At 47.1% G+C, this 16,981-nt stretch carries 16 protein-coding genes and 1 pseudogene; 14 read left to right on the forward strand and 3 right to left on the reverse strand.

The genetic code is table 11. The features are described 5' to 3' along the window. Nucleotides 1-8 precede the first annotated feature (8 nt). The 9 genes from BACCOP_RS01955 to BACCOP_RS01995 all read left to right on the forward strand — a co-directional run bounded on the left by BACCOP_RS01955 (nt 9) and on the right by BACCOP_RS01995 (nt 7,470). Entirely contained in the window at nt 9-602 is a 594-nt protein-coding gene (locus tag BACCOP_RS01955; protein ID WP_007482659.1) for a hypothetical protein, read from the forward strand. Nucleotides 603-649: 47 nt separating this feature from the next. Next, entirely contained in the window at nt 650-1,228 is a 579-nt protein-coding gene (locus BACCOP_RS01960) for a hypothetical protein (protein WP_007482658.1), read from the forward strand. Nucleotides 1,229-1,290: 62 nt separating this feature from the next. Then, nucleotides 1,291-1,758, forward strand: coding sequence for a hypothetical protein (locus tag BACCOP_RS01965; protein ID WP_007482656.1), 468 nt, complete (start codon nt 1,291-1,293; stop codon nt 1,756-1,758). A gap of 22 nt (nt 1,759-1,780) precedes the next feature. After that, a complete protein-coding gene (locus BACCOP_RS01970) occupies nt 1,781-2,239 on the forward strand; it encodes a hypothetical protein (protein WP_007482655.1) in 459 nt (152 codons plus the stop codon). A gap of 28 nt (nt 2,240-2,267) precedes the next feature. Next, entirely contained in the window at nt 2,268-3,110 is an 843-nt protein-coding gene (locus BACCOP_RS01975) for a helix-turn-helix domain-containing protein (protein WP_032535963.1), read from the forward strand. A 31-nt stretch (nt 3,111-3,141) separates the two neighbouring features. Next, a complete protein-coding gene (locus BACCOP_RS01980; RefSeq protein WP_007482647.1) occupies nt 3,142-4,044 on the forward strand; it encodes an RteC domain-containing protein in 903 nt (300 codons plus the stop codon). A gap of 35 nt (nt 4,045-4,079) precedes the next feature. Continuing rightward, the gene (locus tag BACCOP_RS01985; RefSeq protein ID WP_007482646.1) at nt 4,080-4,508 is read left to right on the forward strand and encodes a helix-turn-helix domain-containing protein; all 429 of its coding nucleotides are present in this window, start codon (nt 4,080-4,082) and stop codon (nt 4,506-4,508) included. Beyond that, the gene (locus BACCOP_RS01990; protein WP_007565634.1) at nt 4,471-6,543 is read left to right on the forward strand and encodes a bifunctional DNA primase/helicase; all 2,073 of its coding nucleotides are present in this window, start codon (nt 4,471-4,473) and stop codon (nt 6,541-6,543) included. Before BACCOP_RS01985 ends, BACCOP_RS01990 begins: the two co-directional genes overlap by 38 nt. A gap of 408 nt (nt 6,544-6,951) precedes the next feature. Further along, nucleotides 6,952-7,470 carry a dihydrofolate reductase family protein gene (locus BACCOP_RS01995; RefSeq protein WP_004326099.1) on the forward strand — a complete coding sequence of 173 codons (519 nt, stop codon included), beginning with the start codon at nt 6,952-6,954 and terminating at the stop codon, nt 7,468-7,470. A 97-nt stretch (nt 7,471-7,567) separates the two neighbouring features. Here BACCOP_RS01995 and BACCOP_RS02000 read toward each other — a convergent pair whose 3' ends face one another. After that, nucleotides 7,568-9,655 carry a type IA DNA topoisomerase gene (locus BACCOP_RS02000; protein WP_007482644.1) on the reverse strand — a complete coding sequence of 696 codons (2,088 nt, stop codon included), beginning with the start codon at nt 9,653-9,655 and terminating at the stop codon, nt 7,568-7,570. Between the two features lie 26 nt (nt 9,656-9,681). Beyond that, nucleotides 9,682-10,998 carry a DUF3945 domain-containing protein gene (locus BACCOP_RS02005; protein WP_007482643.1) on the reverse strand — a complete coding sequence of 439 codons (1,317 nt, stop codon included), beginning with the start codon at nt 10,996-10,998 and terminating at the stop codon, nt 9,682-9,684. 944 nt (nt 10,999-11,942) lie between these two features. Here BACCOP_RS02005 and BACCOP_RS02015 point away from each other — a divergent pair. The 5 genes from BACCOP_RS02015 to BACCOP_RS02040 all read left to right on the forward strand — a co-directional run bounded on the left by BACCOP_RS02015 (nt 11,943) and on the right by BACCOP_RS02040 (nt 15,808). Then, nucleotides 11,943-12,569 carry a Crp/Fnr family transcriptional regulator gene (locus tag BACCOP_RS02015; protein ID WP_004309980.1) on the forward strand — a complete coding sequence of 209 codons (627 nt, stop codon included), beginning with the start codon at nt 11,943-11,945 and terminating at the stop codon, nt 12,567-12,569. A 154-nt stretch (nt 12,570-12,723) separates the two neighbouring features. Then, nucleotides 12,724-13,134 carry a hypothetical protein gene (locus tag BACCOP_RS02020; RefSeq protein ID WP_004309979.1) on the forward strand — a complete coding sequence of 137 codons (411 nt, stop codon included), beginning with the start codon at nt 12,724-12,726 and terminating at the stop codon, nt 13,132-13,134. Between the two features lie 34 nt (nt 13,135-13,168). Continuing rightward, nucleotides 13,169-13,369 (forward strand): hypothetical protein, encoded by a 201-nt coding sequence (locus BACCOP_RS02025; protein WP_007478170.1) that lies wholly within the window; start codon nt 13,169-13,171, stop codon nt 13,367-13,369. A 711-nt stretch (nt 13,370-14,080) separates the two neighbouring features. Continuing rightward, entirely contained in the window at nt 14,081-14,782 is a 702-nt protein-coding gene (locus BACCOP_RS02035; RefSeq protein ID WP_004309978.1) for a DUF6088 family protein, read from the forward strand. Nucleotides 14,783-14,791: 9 nt separating this feature from the next. Next, the gene (locus BACCOP_RS02040) at nt 14,792-15,808 is read left to right on the forward strand and encodes a nucleotidyl transferase AbiEii/AbiGii toxin family protein (protein ID WP_004309977.1); all 1,017 of its coding nucleotides are present in this window, start codon (nt 14,792-14,794) and stop codon (nt 15,806-15,808) included. Nucleotides 15,809-15,851: 43 nt separating this feature from the next. Here BACCOP_RS02040 and BACCOP_RS02045 read toward each other — a convergent pair. Further along, nucleotides 15,852-16,430: pseudogene (locus BACCOP_RS02045) on the reverse strand (TraM recognition domain-containing protein); the annotation flags it as partial. Nucleotides 16,431-16,981: the final 551 nt, after the last annotated feature.

Below are 16,981 nucleotides of genomic sequence, written 5' to 3' on the forward strand. Positions count from 1 at the left end.
ATAAAGACATGAGAATATTTGTATTGTATTGTTTGTTCCTTTTCCCACTTAGCTATGTTATAGCGAAAAACGGCTATGTGGAACAAAATTCAGTAAAGTATCATTTTTTGACTGAACAAGATACCCTTTATATAGAAACAGAAAAAACAGAATTTGAAACTCTATATAGGCTGTGTTTTAATCAGCACGATGAAAAGAAGGTCATTTTTGAGTTGAAAGCGGTAGATGATAGCAATATTGACTTCGTGCAAAGCTATACAATCAATGGAGTGAGAAAGTTTGATTGCTTTGCTGTGTATGATAATGTGGCAGACGGAAACCGTTTCCTGTTCTTTGATTATGAAAATCAAGCAGCTTACATAACGCCTACTTGTTTTTCCGGTTTCTATCCGATATGCAGTTCTGTGGACTTTTCAAAAACGGAAGTTTTATTACAAAATGAGCACTCCCATTTGAAACAGCTAAACGACACATTAAGTATTGATAGTAAAGTGGCTTATGTACCATTTAACTGTAATAATCGAATTATAAAGGCAACTTTAGTTCCATATCCTCAAGCGAGAAAGGGCAATAGATATCTAATAACGAAAGATAGCATCTAACGATGCTCCTTTCTAAGCATTCAAGGCATTAGCTGTAATTATATGACATGAAAATCTATGAGAATAAAATATTGAGAATACTTGGATTTATTTTTATTTGGATTTATGTATTCGGTGTGGGCATTTGTTTTGCCGGAAGGTGGTATGCCATTGGAATACCGGGAGTGGTTTTATTGCTTGTATGGTTAAATCACAATCTTATAGGTGCTGCTATTCGTAGATATAGAGCAAGGCAGGCAATCAAACAGATAAAAAAGCATGGAACACGATTATCGGTTGATTTAAGCCAATGTAAAGTCAGTGCGCAGAAATGGAGTAGCAAGAAGTCAAGGATGCAAGAGCCAGTCTTTAAGGTATTCAATTCATGGGAAACCCAGTTTTGGAATGGTGTTAGCGGCTCTTTGTTTCCTGACATTTATCATAGTGAACAAGTAGTGTCCACTGCAATATGCACCGTGACGTACACCACCCCATACAAAGGAAAGACAAAAACATTTCGCAGTGATGCAATTTTGAAGGAAAAAGTTTCATTGGAAATGCTATTGCAATATTATGGAGTGGCAACGATTTACATAAATCCGAAGAATGACAATCAATATTATTTTGATTTGGATTTTCTAAAATAGATACAGCTAACAACGCAGGATAACGGACAAGCCGTTCCCTGCTAACCATTAACAATAGTGCGATGAATAAAACTGTTCAATCCATAATAGCATTGACAGCTTTCAGTGCTTTGCTGATAGCCATAACATTATTTTGTGGTGGCTTAGGCTTTGGTCGTCTGTTCGGAATATATGGCATTATGGAATATTGTCTTTTGGGTATGCTTGTAATAATAGATATACTGGTAATCTACAAGGTCTATAAACTATATGCAATGCAGCCTAAAACCATAATGTTATTGTTGGGTTTGGAATGTTGCTCTATCCTTTTGTGGCTTGCCTTTATCTGTATAGACCAAAGTTTATTGGATTGGCAAATTACAAACTTCATATTGCAAGCTGTTTGTTTAGACGGCTTCACGGGAGATGAACGAGGATTGAATATGCTTGCAGTCTTATGTGGCATTGTTTATCCCCTTATTGGGATTGGGTGTTTATTCACCGGATTGGGATTTGTAAATAAGTTAGTAACAACGAAAGATAGCATCTGACGGCGTTCCTTTCCAAGCCATTATGAATAAAGGAATAAAAAATACAGATAACTATTTTGAACGAGTGAAGCAACGTGCAAACCGGACGAATTACAGATACTATTTTTTTGACTACCTATATTTCAAGGGAGAGGTTTGGGGCAAGAAGATAGGGCGGATGTCAGGTTTTATACTGCTGTTTTGGTATTGGTGGTGGGTAGTAGTTCTGCCCGGCAACTTTCTCCTGATTAACAGTGTACCGGAATGGTCGTCCTTACATCTTGGCTATTTAGGTGCAATGTTTTTGCTTATTTGTGTATTTATTCTTGCACGATACAGGAAAGCCCGTGTACAGGCATTGTTGAACCGCTACCGCCGCTCTAAGCATATCAGCGCAGTACAGGCATATTTTCTGTTCCTGCTGCCCTTTGTACTTTTCTTCTTAGAAACATGGCTGTTCGATGAATGGGGTTGGACGGATTGCGTGAAGTGGAACAAATGATATGTCATTCATATATAAAACATCAGATATGGAACAACGGATTACATCATTATTGCTTCCCGCTCCCGAAGCGGAGTTGGAAGCGTCCTGCAAGGAACTGGACGAAAAGGTAACATGGCTGCTGCACAACAGCCGGAAAATGGACAACTACTTGGAACTTGAACCGTTCAGCAAGGACGGGCGGCTGTGCGCCCACGTGTGCGACACGCTCAAAAGCCTGCCGGAAACGCCGACACTGGCGGCATACAAGGACTACAAGGCAATCATTATCCTGCTGGGTATGTCCACCACCCATTACGCCATACTTGACGAACTGGCGGAACAGCACCGCAAGCGGGACGAGATACCCGAACTGACCGCCTACTGCGATGCGCTCCACTGGATGCGACCGGGACGGCAGTACCTCTGCAACGTGTACAACACGGTATGCCACGCTTTCCACCTGCTGCGGAGAAACCCGGTAAGGGGCAACCGACTGCTGGTGACGGAAAAGGAACTGCGCCACGCCGAACGGATGCTGCCGGAACTGGGCAGGCAGACGTTCACCGAAATGGTACGTCTGAAAGGCTACATGGTCTATGATGCCGAGAAACTGGCGGACAAATGCGGCATGGAATACGGCTCGTTCCGGCGAAAGGTAAAGAAAATGACCGGGTACACGGCTAAGGAATGGGTGATAAAGGAACGGGTAAAGGACGTGGAACACTACCTGTTGAACACAAACCTCACGCTTACCGAAGTGGCGTTCACCACCGGGTTCGCATCGACATCGAACCTGAACGACTTCTGCAAGGCGTATCTTTTAGATACCCCCGGAGAAATACGCAGAAAAGCGCAGGAAACAAGAAAATGCACAGTTACAAGAACGTAATGTGAAAAATCAAGAATAAAACTGATTTTTTATGCCCGTAACTTTGTGCTTCATAAAAGATAAGCACAAGGTTATGGAACATAAGATACCGTTGGAAACATACTTCGCCGGACTGCTTCAAAAAGTGGAATGGCAGATACAGGAATACGAGGACACCGCAGCGGACACGCTGACGCTCTGCCGCCTGTGCGTGGACTACCTGCAAGAGATACTGGGCGAACTCAAAACCTTTATAATCTCCTACCCGTTCGCCAGCACGGAAGAAGAAATACACTTCTTCAAGGAACTGAAACCGCTTTTAGCGAGCAAAATCATCTATTACAATACCGTTTACAAGATAGAGGTGCGCTTCCCCAGCGGCAGCGAGGACGTGCAGCGGGACTACCTGCTGTCGGAAACCGACCGGATTTCAAGGTCGTTCCAGCGGAACTTGGCGTTCTACCAGTACCACCGAACGAAAGCCACCTACTTGGACAGGCAGTATTTCATACGTGGGAAGCCTGACATACAAATCATCGTGGACAGTTTCTATTACGAAACAGACCCACAGTTCAGCACCAGTCACGATTTCAAGGTAGCCAAGATTTTAGCCAACGAACTGCTGGAAATATACCTCACCAACCGTCTGCACGAGCTGGAACGCCGGGAACAGCGCAAGCGGGTGAAGAACGGCTTCATGGGCAGGCTGTTGCGCTGGACGGGGACGAAAAGGGCGTTGGTGGAACTTATCTACGCACTGGACGCCTGCGGCTGTCTGAACAAGGGAACGGTTGATATTAAGGAGATTGTAGCCTACTTTGAATACGTGTTCGACATAGACCTCGGCGACTTCTACCACACCTACATGGAACTAAAAGCCAAGACCAAAGACCGAACGGGCTTCCTCTCCACCCTGAAAGACAGGTTGCTGATGCGCATGAGGGAGCAGGATTAGGCAACCGTGCTTTAACAAAATTTATTTCGCCACAGGTGGGTACATCTGTGGCGTTTTATTTTTCAGGACACCCGAACTTTGCGGCAAATCAATCAGTTACCGTTATGGAAATAATAACATTCGAGTCCAAAGCCTACAAGGAACTGGACAACAAGATTACCGCCATTGCCGACTACATCTTCAACCACATGGAAACGGCAAGGCAAAGCGAGGAAGACATGTGGGTGGACAGCTACGAGGTCTGCACGTTCCTGAAAATAAGCGAAAAGACCCTGCAACGCCTGCGGGTGTCGGGGACTATCGCCTATTCCAACATCAGGGGACGCTACTTCTACAAGGTCAGCGAGATACGCCGGATGCTGGAAGAACGCCTGATAAGGAGCAACAAGGAGAACATCGACAACCTGATAACCAACCACCAGTTGTATGCTAAGGAAAGAGGAAATCTTAGAAAGGACAAGTAACGGGCTGGCGGTGTTCAAACACTACCTGCCCGGAAACTGGCGCATAGGTCGCAACTTCCTTAACCCGCTGTACGAGGACAGCAAGGCTTCCTGCAACATCTACTTCGACCGCCGGGGCGGTATCTACAAGATGAAAGACTTCGGCAACGACAGTTATAGCGGCGACTGTTTCTTCCTCGTGGGGCAGTTAAAGGGGCTGGACTGCAACCGGGCGGCTGACTTCGTGGAGATACTGGAAATCATCGACCGGGACTTGGGTTTGGGGCTGGCTTCCGGCACTCCGGTTTCCGTTCCCCCGGCAACCGTCCGCCGGGCAGTGCCGGACAAACCCGAAGAAACGTCCGAAAAGCCCGTCAAGCCCTACCAGTTCCGGGAACAGAAGTTCCCGCTTGCCGAACTGGTGTACTGGCAACAGTACGGCATCACGCCCGAACTGCTGGAACGTTACAAGGTCTGCTCGCTCCGGGAGTATCACAGCGAAACGGCAGAGGGCAAACCGTACACCTACACTTCATCGGTGGCAGAACCCATGTACGGCTACAAGGGCAAACAGCACATCAAGCTGTACCGCCCGTTCTCCACGCCCCGCTTCCTCTACGGCGGCAGCTTCGGCGAGAACTACAGTTTCGGGCTGGAACAACTGCCAGCCAAAGGCGACACGCTATTCATCACGGGCGGCGAGAAAGACGTGCTTTCGCTGGCGGCGCACGGTTTTCACGCTATCTGCTTCAACAGCGAAACGGTGACTATCCCTCCCACGCTGGTCTATCGGCTGACGTTCCGCTTCAAGCACATCGTCCTGCTCTTTGACATGGACAAGACGGGCAGGGAAAGTTCATGCAAGCAGGAAAAACTATTGGAAGAATTTGGCGTGAAACGCCTGCTGCTCCCGCTTCCGGGAACGAAAGAGGAAAAGGACATATCCGACTACTTCAAAGCCGGGAACACCCGTGAAGATTTCCTGAAGCTGTTTATCGAATTTTTAGACAACCTGTATAGCGACACATTGATTATGCTAAAATCATGCGAGATAGATTTCAACAACCCGCCCGCCAAAGCACAAGAGATTATTTCGGCGGGTGACGTTCCGCTGGGGACACAAGGCAACCTGTTCGGCATCACCGGGGGCGAGGGAACGGGAAAGAGCAATTATGTAGCCGCAATCGTGGCGGGCTGCATCTGCCCGGCTGGTGCGGAAGTAGATACGCTGGGCATACAGATAACCGCCAACGGCAGGCACAAGGCGGTCTTGCTTTACGATACCGAGCAATCGGAAGTGCAACTGTTCAAGAATGTAAGCAACCTGCTGGCACGTGCCAAACAGCCGGACAAACCCGATGAACTCAAAGCGTTCTGCCTGACGGGTATGTCACGCAAAGAACGCTTGAACGCCATTGTGCAGAGCATGGATAAGTTTTACTACCAGTACGGCGGCATCCAGTTGGTCGTCATTGACGGCATCGCCGACCTTGTTAAGAGTGCCAACGATGAAGCGGAAAGCGTGGCGGTGATAGATGAACTTTATCGGCTGGCTGGCATCTACAACACGTGTATTCTGTGCGTGCTGCATTTCGTCCCCAACGGTTTGAAGCTGCGGGGACATTTGGGCAGCGAGTTGCAGCGCAAGGCGGCTACAATCCTTTCGATAGAGAAAGACGATGAACCCGCCCAGTCGGTGGTGAAAGCCCTGAAAGTAAGGGACGGAAGCCCGCTGGACGTGCCGCTGATGCTCTTTGCATGGGACAAGGAAGCCGGGATGCACGTGTACAAGGGCGAGAAGCCCCGTGAGGAAAAGGAGAAACGCAAGGAAAGGGAACTGGTGAATGTCGCACATGACATCTTCGGGCGGCAGACACGCATCACCTACATAGACCTTTGCGAGCAGTTGCAGCAGGTATTGGACATCAAGGAGCGCACCGCAAAGAGCTATATCCGCTTCATGCGGGAAAGGGACATCATCACCAAAGACACGGCGAACCAAAGCTGTTTTGTCATCGGTTCATATCATCTTCAAAGGAACGCAAGCTGCCCGTAGGCGTATGGGCTGAACTTGTGTATTTTTAGGTGCTTGTGTCCTGCCCTGTTGTGATAACACGGCAGGATTTTTTCTGTTTGCACGTGATTTTTCAGGGTATTTGCTTAACTTTGCAGAAGTTACACGGAAAAGTAACGGCAGTTGGACGGCGGTTGCCGGAATATTGCCTTTATATATAACATATACGTTCGCCGAACGTCCCAAAGTAGAAAACTGGCACTTTTCAAAATGTGGGGATATTCAGCGCAGGATATGCTATGCGTTTGTCATAGCGTGGCTGCACTGTTTCCACATTTGGGTATGCCAGTACCTCTACTTTGAAACAGCGTCATGCCACGCTTTCTTTTTTGGGGTTGCGGCTAACGTGCCAAGACAGTAGGGATTTATATCACTTTAATACCTGACAATATGGAACAAATCAAAGCGCACATCGCCGTATCGCTGGACGGGCATACCGCCACGCCGGACTATGAACTGGACTGGATGCCCCGTGAGGTCAAGGAACTGGCGGCAAGGGAACACGCCGCCGCAAGCTGCCTGCTTATGGGGGCGAACACCTACAACTACATCTTTGAACACTGGGGCGGGTGGCCGCACAAAAGCAAACGGTCTTTTGTGGTGTCACACTACGACACCAACGTTACACCGGACTGCGGGGTGGAGTTCCTGACCGAAGAACCGCTGCAAAGGGTCTATGAACTGAAACAGGAAACCGACATGCTGGTGGTGGGTGGCGGCAAGCTGCTTACTTCATTGATTAAAGCCGGACTGCTGGACAGCCTGACAATCTACACCGTCCCGGTCATGGCGGGCAAAGGCATCGGTTTTGTCGGGGAAACATCCGGCTCGCTGTGGAAGCTCTCGGAAAGCAGGGTGCTGGATAACGGGGTGGTCTGTTCGACCTACCTGTTTGGCGGGAACATATAAAAAATGCGCCCGGTTTCCCTCCGGGCGCAACCACTAAAATTTCAATTATTATAAGCTGTAAAACCTATCACAATGAAATTTCAGCGGCAAAGATAGGCTATTTCTTCGGTTTCGCTTTCTTTTCGGGGAATGAAAAACCGACATTGAACTGCTCGTCCAGTACCAGCGAAGCATCGAAAGCCTTGCCGTTCTTGCCCTTGAAGCCCTTGATTAGCCCGGTCTTGCGTTTAGTCACCAGCTCGACAATCTGCTTGTCGGAAAGCTGCTTGTCGCACTTGTTGCGGAATATGGTAAGCGTGCAGTCCACGTTGGAACACTTCGCCACTTTCGGGTAGAACAGGATGCGCCCGCTGCCGCATTTCGGGCAGGGGCAGGTTTCACCAGTAGCGACAGATAGCTGCACCGATAGCAGTTCTGCGGTGATTTGCGTTGCGTACACCTCGATGCCCTTTCGGAACGTGTCGGCATCCATGCTGCCCGCTTCTATCTTGGCAAGGGCGGTTTCCCACATGCCCGTCATTTCGACATCGGCAATCTTCTTGTCCCTGACAATCCCATAAACGGCAAGCCCCTTGTCGGTAGGCACAAGGTTCTTCTTCTCACGCACGATGTACTGGCGGGCGAACAGCGTTTCGATAATCGCCGCACGGGTGGCGGGCGTGCCTATCCCGACATCTTTCAGGCTGGCTTTCAGTTCGGCATCTTCCAGTTCCCTGCCTGCGTTCTCCATTGCCGCCAACAGGCTGCTTTCCGTGTGCAGCGGTTTCGGCTTGGTCTGCTTTTCGAGCAGATCCACGCCGGAGAGTGGCAAATATTCTCCCTCTTGGAGTGGCGGCAGGCTGGCGGCTTCTTCATCCCCGCCCGTTTCCGGCTCGCCGAACACGGCACGCCACCCGGCTTCTTTCATCACAGACCCTTTCACCGTAAAGTCGGTATCTCCCCCTGACAGCAAGGCGGTGGTAACGTCTTTCACGCACTTGCCCGAAAAGGCTTCCAGCATACGCCCGGCTACCAGCTCGTAAACCGCCCGCTCGTCTTTGGAAAGTTCGCCGGGCAGGTTCTCGGTAATGATTAAGGCGTGGTGGTCGGTCACTTTGCCGTCATTCACGCTGCGGCGGTTCAGGGGTGTGCCGTCCAGCCCGGCGGCATACCCGGCAAAGCGGGAGTATTGCCCCAGCAGGGCGACACGTTCCGGCATTTCATCGAAAACGTCCTCCGGGATATAGCGGCTTCCGGTTCGGGGATAGGACATCACTTTCTTTTCATACAGGCTTTGCGCTATGGAAAGCGTCTTGTCAGCCGAGAAGTTCAGCTTCGTGTTCGCTTCCTTTTGCAGCGTGGTAAGGTCGTACAAAAGCGGCGGTTCTTGGCAGGCTTCTTTCCTCTCAACGGATTTAACCACAAGTTGCCCGGCATCCTTTACCCGTTGCAGGGCGGCTATGGCTTCGGGCTGCTGTTCCCACTTGGCGGTCGATTGGGCGGTAAAATTTATTCCCCCGCTGGCGGTCACCGCTTTGAGTTGCCAAAACTTGGCGGGTACGAAATTCCTGTTCTCCAAATAGCGGCCGCATATCATCACGAGCGTGGGTGTCTGTACCCTGCCCAGCGAGAACACCCCCTGCCCGGCAGCTACGCTCAACGCTTGGGTGGCGTTTATCCCTATCAGCCAGTCCGCTTCGCTGCGGGACTTGGCAGAGAGGTAAAGGTTATCGTAACGCTCTCCCGGCTGCAAGTTATCCAGCCCCTCACGGATTGCCTTGTCGGTAAGGCTGCTTATCCACAGGCGCACAAATGGTTTCCGGCAGTTCAGGTAATGGAAGATATAGCGGAAGATTAACTCACCCTCACGCCCGGCATCGGTGGCGACAATAATCCGGTCGCACTGGTCGAACACTTCCTTTATCACTTTCAACTGTTTCAGCACGCCGGGGTCTGCCTTGTACCCTTTCTCCGCTTTCACCTGACGGGGGATTAGCTGGAAATCGGGCGGCAGTATGGGCAGGCTCTCCCTGCGGAAGTTCGCCACGCCGTAGGCTTCCGGCATGGCAAGCTGGATTAAGTGGCCGAACGCCCATGTCACCATATACCCGTTGCCGGAAAGATAACCGTCATTACGCCCGGTCGCACCGATGATGCGGGCGATGTCCTTTGCCACGCTGGGCTTTTCTGCTATCAATGCAATCATAATTCTTTACTTTTTAATGGTGGATATTACATTTTCATTCCTCTGGACTTCTTGGGCTTGTCAGCTTTCAGGCTCTTGTCCTGCGCTTTCTCCTGCTTCTCTTTCTGCTTGGGGGTGGGCTTGTCCTGACCCTGTTTCAACGGCTCTTTGCCCTGCTTGGTGGCTTCGTTGGTCTTGCCCCCGGAATTGACCGCTACCTGCGTCCGGTTCTCGGCGGCGGGGGTAACGTCTTTCGGCTGCACCTTGTCGTGGGATTTGCCCTGTGCGCCGGGCTGTACATGACCGTTGAACTCAACGCCCTTGCCGTCCTTTAGCCCGGCTACCTGCTGTTCTGCGGGCTGCTGCCCCTGCTGCAAGAACTGGACGGCGGCACGGGGCAGGAACTCCAAGCCACGCTCCACCGCACTGACCTGCAAATAGGCACTGCGCTTCGTGCCGTCCCTGAATTGCAGGTTTTCCATTTTCACCGCTTGCCCGGCTTCAAAGGCGGCTTTCTGTTCCGGGCTGACTTGCACGTTACAGATTGTATCGGGGCATTTCCATTTGTCAGCCCGCATGTATTCCAGTTCGTGCGTGTACCTGTCCCGGCTGACAAACACGGGGATTTGCTCGCCGCTTTTCGGGTCTTTGATTTCAGCGATGCCGCCCAAGTTGCCAGTGCCTTGCAAGTTGCCCTGTTCCTGCTTGGTGAACCCGTGTTCATGGAACGGGCGTTGCAACAGCTTTTCGTCCTGCTGCACGCCGTGCAGCTTGGGTACTACCGTGCCGTCCTTTGCCTGATAGAAAGAGAGCTTGACATCGGTAGGTTTGAGGTAGAAGCCGCCCACCGTCCCCGAAACGGTGTAGGTATTTCGGGACTTGTAGCCACGCATCACCCGGTCGAAGTCCTTCGTGTTTTTCAGGGTGTCGGCGGTGATGCCGACTTTTTTCAGGTTCTCCCAGTCGATTTTTGCCGGGTCGAAGCGGTAACCCTGCTTGAACTCGTGGAAGTCGGGCTTCGGAACTCGAAGCATTTCAGCCCGCTTGTCGCCCTCCGGTGTAGGGTTGCGGTGGTTTTCCTCGATTGCCTTTGCGTCCCGCTCCGCTTCGGAAGCCTTGACGCTGAACAGTTCCAGCCCGGAAGTGTCCTGATACTTGCGGTAGAAGTTGGAAATGAAGTTGCTGAACACATCGCTGTTCTTGTCCACCTGCATGAACTCGCCACCGTGTGTCGGCGGTACGGTCTGCAAATTGCCCTCCTTGTCAATACCCTTAACGGCACTCACCTTTCCCTGCTGTTTATCCAAGACCAGCAGCACGTCTTTTTCCTGCCCCTCTGCGGGCGGGGTCATTCTGTTTGCCATAAATAATTGAAATTTTAGCGGTTACGGGAATAGTCCCGCCCAAAGGTAGCGACTAAATATGCTATATTTGGACGGGCGGCAAGGGCTGTCCGAATTTGTCCTGCGGTGTCCCGATTTGTCCGGGTGGGATGAAATTCCGCAACCATTGGTTGCAGAATTGAAAAGGGCATAAAAAAAGAGAGTGAATGATTTCACTCTCTTTCGATGAACCCTTTGTGAACCCTTTGGTCGTTTTTTGAAATAGCTAAAACTCAAGTAATTTGCATATTTTGCAAAAGAAAATCATTCGAGTATGAACCATATGTGAACCCTTTAATGGATTAGCGGGGAACACTGTTTAAGCGTCATCGCGCTTCGTTAGTAATCTGTTATTGCACTCGTTTCAAATCCCCGATAGATTGGAGTGACATTTCTATGTAGGGAATAGTTTTTAGAATATGGATGTTATCTATTGCTTCTTTACCACCCAATGCCAATGCCGATACAAGACATGGAGATTATAGAATAAAAATAATTCATCTTTCTTATTATCAGTCATTTGAATATTTTCTGTTTTTCTCTATTTTTGCCATTTTCTGTTATTCAGTACACTTTGAAATATCATTTTCTTTTGTACCTTTGCATCCGCAAAAAACAAAAGAAAATCAACTATTTAGTGTAATTACCCGGTTACGGCACCTAAATCGAGATAAAACCTCTAAACAATGGCAATGTTAGAAAATAAAACGAAAGAAAACCCCAAGCTGGAGCAAAATAAGCTCTCGGACGGTAGAATAAGCCTTTACTTAGAGTATTATTTCCTCCTCAAATTATTAAAAGTAATACTGTCAAAAAGAAATACCTTTTATTCTTACTCTTTTCGCCAGTACTTATATCTTGCAGTCAACAGAAAAAAGTTTAGTACGGTTTGGATATATAGACAAAAAACAGACTAAACTCCAAACATGGAAATTCAGATATTTTTTATACATTTCTCTTATATACAAATGATAGCCGAATTCAATTCATATATGAGTAACATAGACATAGACTTCTTCAAGGAGTTGTGTCTGAAACATGGAGAGTTACGACATTATAAAAAGAATGAGTTTATTCTCCATGAAGGTGATGCCTGTTCTTTCTTCGGGTTTATCTTATCAGGCGTAGTCAAATACAGTTGCACCAACCGGACAGAAAACAAGCCGTATAATGTCGGTTTTTCCTTTCCAAATGAATTTATAGCCGATTATCCCACTTGCTTATATGGCATGAAATCAGAATTGAATATACAGGCGATAATCCCGTGCGAGATTTACATCTGTTCTTCTACATTCTTACAGCAAAAATTCAAGGAAAATAATGAAAACCAACGGATAGCCCGTATCGCAGCCGAACAGATGTTTTTCCAATCATATTCACGTTATTTGGATTTATTCAGATTCACACCGGAAGAGCGTTACCTCCAACTTTTAAAAAAATGCCCTGCAATCCTTCAAATGGTATCACTAAAAGAAATAGCATCCTACCTTAAAATTACACCCATACACATGAGCCGAATCAGACGCAAGCAAAGTTTTGACAACAAAAAATAAACATAGGTTTAGAAATTTACATTATAACAATATTCCAAGAGTATCTTAATCTGCCAAAGAATTCTTCTTTTTATCTTTGTCTTATCTTTGGTTGGTTCAACGAAGAGACAAAATAAAGATTGAATGAGTTAAACAAGAGATTAAAAAAAAGAATATGAAAACAAAAGAAATTCTTGGAATACTTATGCTATTCCTCTGTACATTCAGCTTTATAAGCTGCGACGATGATAATGAACAGACAAATGAATTAACCCCCGAAGCACTTTATCAGACTTCATGGCGTGGAACAGGGCATTGTGAGGCTTGGACAGTACAAAATATGGGGGTCGGTATGCAATTTGTAGATACTCGGAAAGGGAAAGTAAATTGGGAAGGTTACGATGAAATTGATATTACTTATACAATAGAAGGGAAATATATCACATTTAATAGCAATGCTTTATATTTGGGTGGAGCCCCTTGGATTATCAAAAGCTATACCCAAAAACATATAACCATTATACAGAATGAAATTAGTCCAGATAAAGAGAAAGTAGCTACAATTGAATTAGAGAAAATAGATTAAACTGAATCATGGGAACATTAAGTTGCATAAATGTATGCTACAACAGAACAATGAGAACCGTGAGATTTGCAAATTGAGCAAAGAAAGTCATAAATACCTTGTAAATAAAGGAAAAAATGCAGATTCATCTAATATTCCTTTATGTGCTATTATCGGGCTGGTCTATGGGCTGAAACACAAGGAAAAGAGATTCACCTTGTTCTTTTGTATAGGATTGGTTATTGGGTTAGGATGAGCAATTTATATGCTACTGCTAATAAGGTCAATGTAAATCAAAGGAATATGAAACTGAAATATATATTGAATGCTATACTATTTGTTTTGGCATTATCTTTTTTGTCTATGTGTATATTTAAGACTACAGAGTTAAGTTTAAAATGTATGCAATTTGCTGTATCTATCTCTTGTATAGGAGCAATGTTTTCTACAAAAAGATATAGATACATATTTGCATCTATTGCTTTAATCATTATAGGAATATCTTTTTCACTTTAAATGTCCATAATAACGATAATGATTTGATTATTGAATGGTATAATAATAGTCCAGTCTACAGATAGCGACTAAAAACGGGGGCAAGGGATGCCCGAATTTGTCCTGCGGAGCTTGAAATTATCCGGGTGCGGTAAATCTCCAACTGTTGGTTGGAGATTTAAAACGGGTACAGACCGAAGTTAATCGCTTGCTTTAAACGAGCCATTTGTGAGCCATTTGTATATATTGTTTTCGGCTTATAATCAACAGTTTTACAAAAATCGCATTATACTTGTGAGCCATTTGTGAAGCGTTTATGAAGCGTATGGCAAGCCTTTGATTGAGTTTCCGTTATTCTCCTATTATCAGGTGACACGACAAAAAGAAAACATCTTCGGCAAAATCTTTGTTATGTTTTTGCAGGTGATTACATAATATACTATCTTTGCATATAGAAACAAAGGACATAAATATGGCTTCATTCAGAAAAGAGATACTTGGGCAGATTGAACGGATAGATACCGGGCGTATATTCACGTTCCGGGATTTATCGTTTGAAACGGAAAAGACCGCCAATGTTGCGGTGCTACTTTCCGAACAGAGCCGCAAAGGGGTACTGGTACGGGTTGAAAAGGGGGCGTACTACCGTCCCAAGAAATCAGTGCTGGGGCTGGGAAAGCTGCCTGTCTATCAGGATGAACAGTTCCGCTACCTGACTGAAAAACTGAACGGCTATATCACGGGGGCTTACATCTATAACAAAATGGGGCTGACCGAACAGGTAGCCACAACCATAACGATAGCCACTCCTAACCCGGTTCGCCGTTTCCGTTTCAAGAACTTGGATATAGAGTGCGTGAAAGCCTACTGCATGGTCTATCCGGATGAAAGCCTTGTCCCGTACTTGCGGCTGCTCGATGCGATAAAGGACATGAAGCGCATACCCGGAACAACCGGGCAGGACATCTACAACCGGGTCAAAAGCCAATATTTCAACGGGTACAGCCTGCCGGAACTGGAAAAAATCGTATCTTTGGCGAAAAGTTACCCGCCACGTGTCAGAAAGGTGGTGGCGGATATACTGGGCGACATCAGACAAACCGTATTGCAAACGGAAATGGCAAAGACCATTCTTCCCACGACACGGTTCAACTTGGATTATAAAACAGCATAGGACAGAAATATGAATTTACATTCGGACAAGGAAGCGTTCAAGGAAATCATCGCACTGGCGGCTGACCATTTCGGCTACGAGCAGTCGCACGTGGAAAAGGATTACTGGGTATCGAAGATACTGCGGGATATTTCCATGTCCGAATATGCGGATAAGACCTACTTCAAAGGCGGAACTTCACTTTCCAAAGCCTACGGGCTGATAGAACGTTTCTCGGAAGATTTGGACTTGTTCGTGTTCACGGGTGATAAAGGTGCGTCCAAGCAGGCAGAAAAGACATTGAACAAGAAACTTTCCAAATACATAGCCGAACTCAATAGTGACATATACAAGGAAGATTTGTCGGAAACGGGCGGTAATTACCGTAAACTGTATTTCTCGTATGACAATGTATTTCAAGGCGTGGGACTGAAAGAACATTTGGAAGTAGAGATAAAATCCTGTGACCTGCCGGACAAAAAACTGATGTTCTACCCGGCGGACAAGCGGGTTATCAAACCGATTGTGACCGCCTTTCTTGAAAGCATCGGGCAAGAGGAACTGATAAGCACCTACGGGCTGGAAAGTTTTGAAACGCAGTGTATCAACCCCCGAAAGACTATCTGCGACAAGGTTTCAAGGCTGGTAAAGCTGTCTTACAATGAGGATGCAGCCGCACTGTTGGCAAAGCATATCCGTGACGTTTACGACTTGTCGGCACTCTACCACAATCAGGAATATAACGATTACCTACATTCGGAAGATTTCTTGGATGCCATGTACCGGGTGACGATAGAGGACGGACTAAATAAAAACTCCCGTTCGCACTTGTCGCTGGCTGATGCACCGATATTCAAGGATGCCGAAGCGGTCATGGCGTTACCCGAAGTGGCTACGGCGTACACTACCGATTTGAAGAAACTGACTTTCGACAAAAGCAAGATGCCGCCGATAGGCAAGGCTGTGGAAGCATTGAAGAACCTGCACGAAATATTAGTGCGTTTTGAAGCCTACCGCACCAAAAAGCAAAATGAAGAACAACCGTAAAGCTACATCGGCTGTTCTTCACTCCATACATTATTATATATAGCTATTCTTCCTCCTTAATCAAGTGGCATAACTCCGGGTCGTTCTTAATCCGGGTTATCTCGTCCTCGACTATCTGCCTGACTTCCTGACGGATGCGGTCATAGTTGGCTTGTATCTCCTCCTGCATCCGGTCGTTGCCGTCCTTGTCGGTGAAGTCGATAATCTGCGGCAACTTCACGTAATGGGCGGTTTCCCGCTTCACCTTTTCGTTGTCCACCACGATTTCGCAGTGGAAAATCTTCTGCTCTATCCGTTCATCGAAGTTGTCCGCCACAGCACCCACGAACATACCTTGCGTGAGGTTGGATATTTTGCTGGCGGGTATCAGGCTGTCCATTTGGGTGCTTATCGAGGTGGATTTTTCCCGTTGGTTTATCGTCATGCTCTGCCGTTTCTGCAACACCTTTCCGAAACGCTCGGAAAGGATTTTCGCCGTTTCACCGACTACTTGACCGCTGAACACGTTACCCACAGTATTTTGGATAACCCGGCTTTCCTTGTCCCCGTAATCACGGGTAAGCTGGCTGTAATCCTGAAAGCCTAACAGAACCGCAACCTTGTTGCTTCGGGCGGTACATATTCCGGAGCATACCCGTTCACTTTCCGGCAGCTTATTAGGGTATAAAACCATACCTTAAAAGCGTAATTTTTATCCGTTCATCCCCTAAAAGGATGAAAAAATGGATAACCAGACATTAAAATCTCAATTTTTCCGGAGCATATCCGTTCACCTCCGAGAATTGCAGGTTGTAGCACCCTTTTTCCGGAGCATACCCGTTCACTTTAGACGTATGCTTTCAGATTTTCCGGAGTATATCCGTTCAGCCGTGCATGGAATTGTGAGCGTATATCTTCGTTTCCGGAGCATATCCGTTCATTCTTTCCCCGGTTTCAGTTTCCTTTGTGCTGGTAAGCTAACAAGAAACAGCACAGTCATGGCAGGAACAACAAAGGATATGAGTCTGATAAAACAAGTACTCCAGCTCAGCAGGCCGGAGAATCCAACCGCGGTGTAAGCCCAAGTTACCGATTGACAAGAAACTGTCAACCGTAATGTGATACAGTAAAGCCATCGATGAACATCGAGCGACCTCCTTGAGATGAAGATCCCGAGGTGGGAATGGATGTTCC

Origin of the sequence: Phocaeicola coprocola DSM 17136, assembly GCF_000154845.1 — a bacterium.
In the GTDB taxonomy this organism is placed as follows: Bacteria; Bacteroidota; Bacteroidia; order Bacteroidales; family Bacteroidaceae; genus Phocaeicola; species Phocaeicola coprocola.

Coding starts and splice junctions, on each gene's coding strand:
- BACCOP_RS01955 (WP_007482659.1), top strand. CDS start 9: ATGAGAATATTTGTATTGTATTGTTTGTTCCTTTTCCCACTTAGCTAT.
- BACCOP_RS01960 (WP_007482658.1), top strand. CDS start 650: ATGAAAATCTATGAGAATAAAATATTGAGAATACTTGGATTTATTTTT.
- BACCOP_RS01965 (WP_007482656.1), top strand. CDS start 1,291: ATGAATAAAACTGTTCAATCCATAATAGCATTGACAGCTTTCAGTGCT.
- BACCOP_RS01970 (WP_007482655.1), top strand. CDS start 1,781: ATGAATAAAGGAATAAAAAATACAGATAACTATTTTGAACGAGTGAAG.
- BACCOP_RS01975 (WP_032535963.1), top strand. CDS start 2,268: ATGGAACAACGGATTACATCATTATTGCTTCCCGCTCCCGAAGCGGAG.
- BACCOP_RS01980 (WP_007482647.1), top strand. CDS start 3,142: ATGCCCGTAACTTTGTGCTTCATAAAAGATAAGCACAAGGTTATGGAA.
- BACCOP_RS01990 (WP_007565634.1), top strand. CDS start 4,471: ATGCTAAGGAAAGAGGAAATCTTAGAAAGGACAAGTAACGGGCTGGCG.
- BACCOP_RS01995 (WP_004326099.1), top strand. CDS start 6,952: ATGGAACAAATCAAAGCGCACATCGCCGTATCGCTGGACGGGCATACC.
- BACCOP_RS02000 (WP_007482644.1), bottom strand. CDS start 9,655: ATGATTGCATTGATAGCAGAAAAGCCCAGCGTGGCAAAGGACATCGCC.
- BACCOP_RS02005 (WP_007482643.1), bottom strand. CDS start 10,998: ATGGCAAACAGAATGACCCCGCCCGCAGAGGGGCAGGAAAAAGACGTG.
- BACCOP_RS02015 (WP_004309980.1), top strand. CDS start 11,943: ATGGAAATTCAGATATTTTTTATACATTTCTCTTATATACAAATGATA.
- BACCOP_RS02020 (WP_004309979.1), top strand. CDS start 12,724: ATGAAAACAAAAGAAATTCTTGGAATACTTATGCTATTCCTCTGTACA.
- BACCOP_RS02025 (WP_007478170.1), top strand. CDS start 13,169: ATGCTACAACAGAACAATGAGAACCGTGAGATTTGCAAATTGAGCAAA.
- BACCOP_RS02035 (WP_004309978.1), top strand. CDS start 14,081: ATGGCTTCATTCAGAAAAGAGATACTTGGGCAGATTGAACGGATAGAT.
- BACCOP_RS02040 (WP_004309977.1), top strand. CDS start 14,792: ATGAATTTACATTCGGACAAGGAAGCGTTCAAGGAAATCATCGCACTG.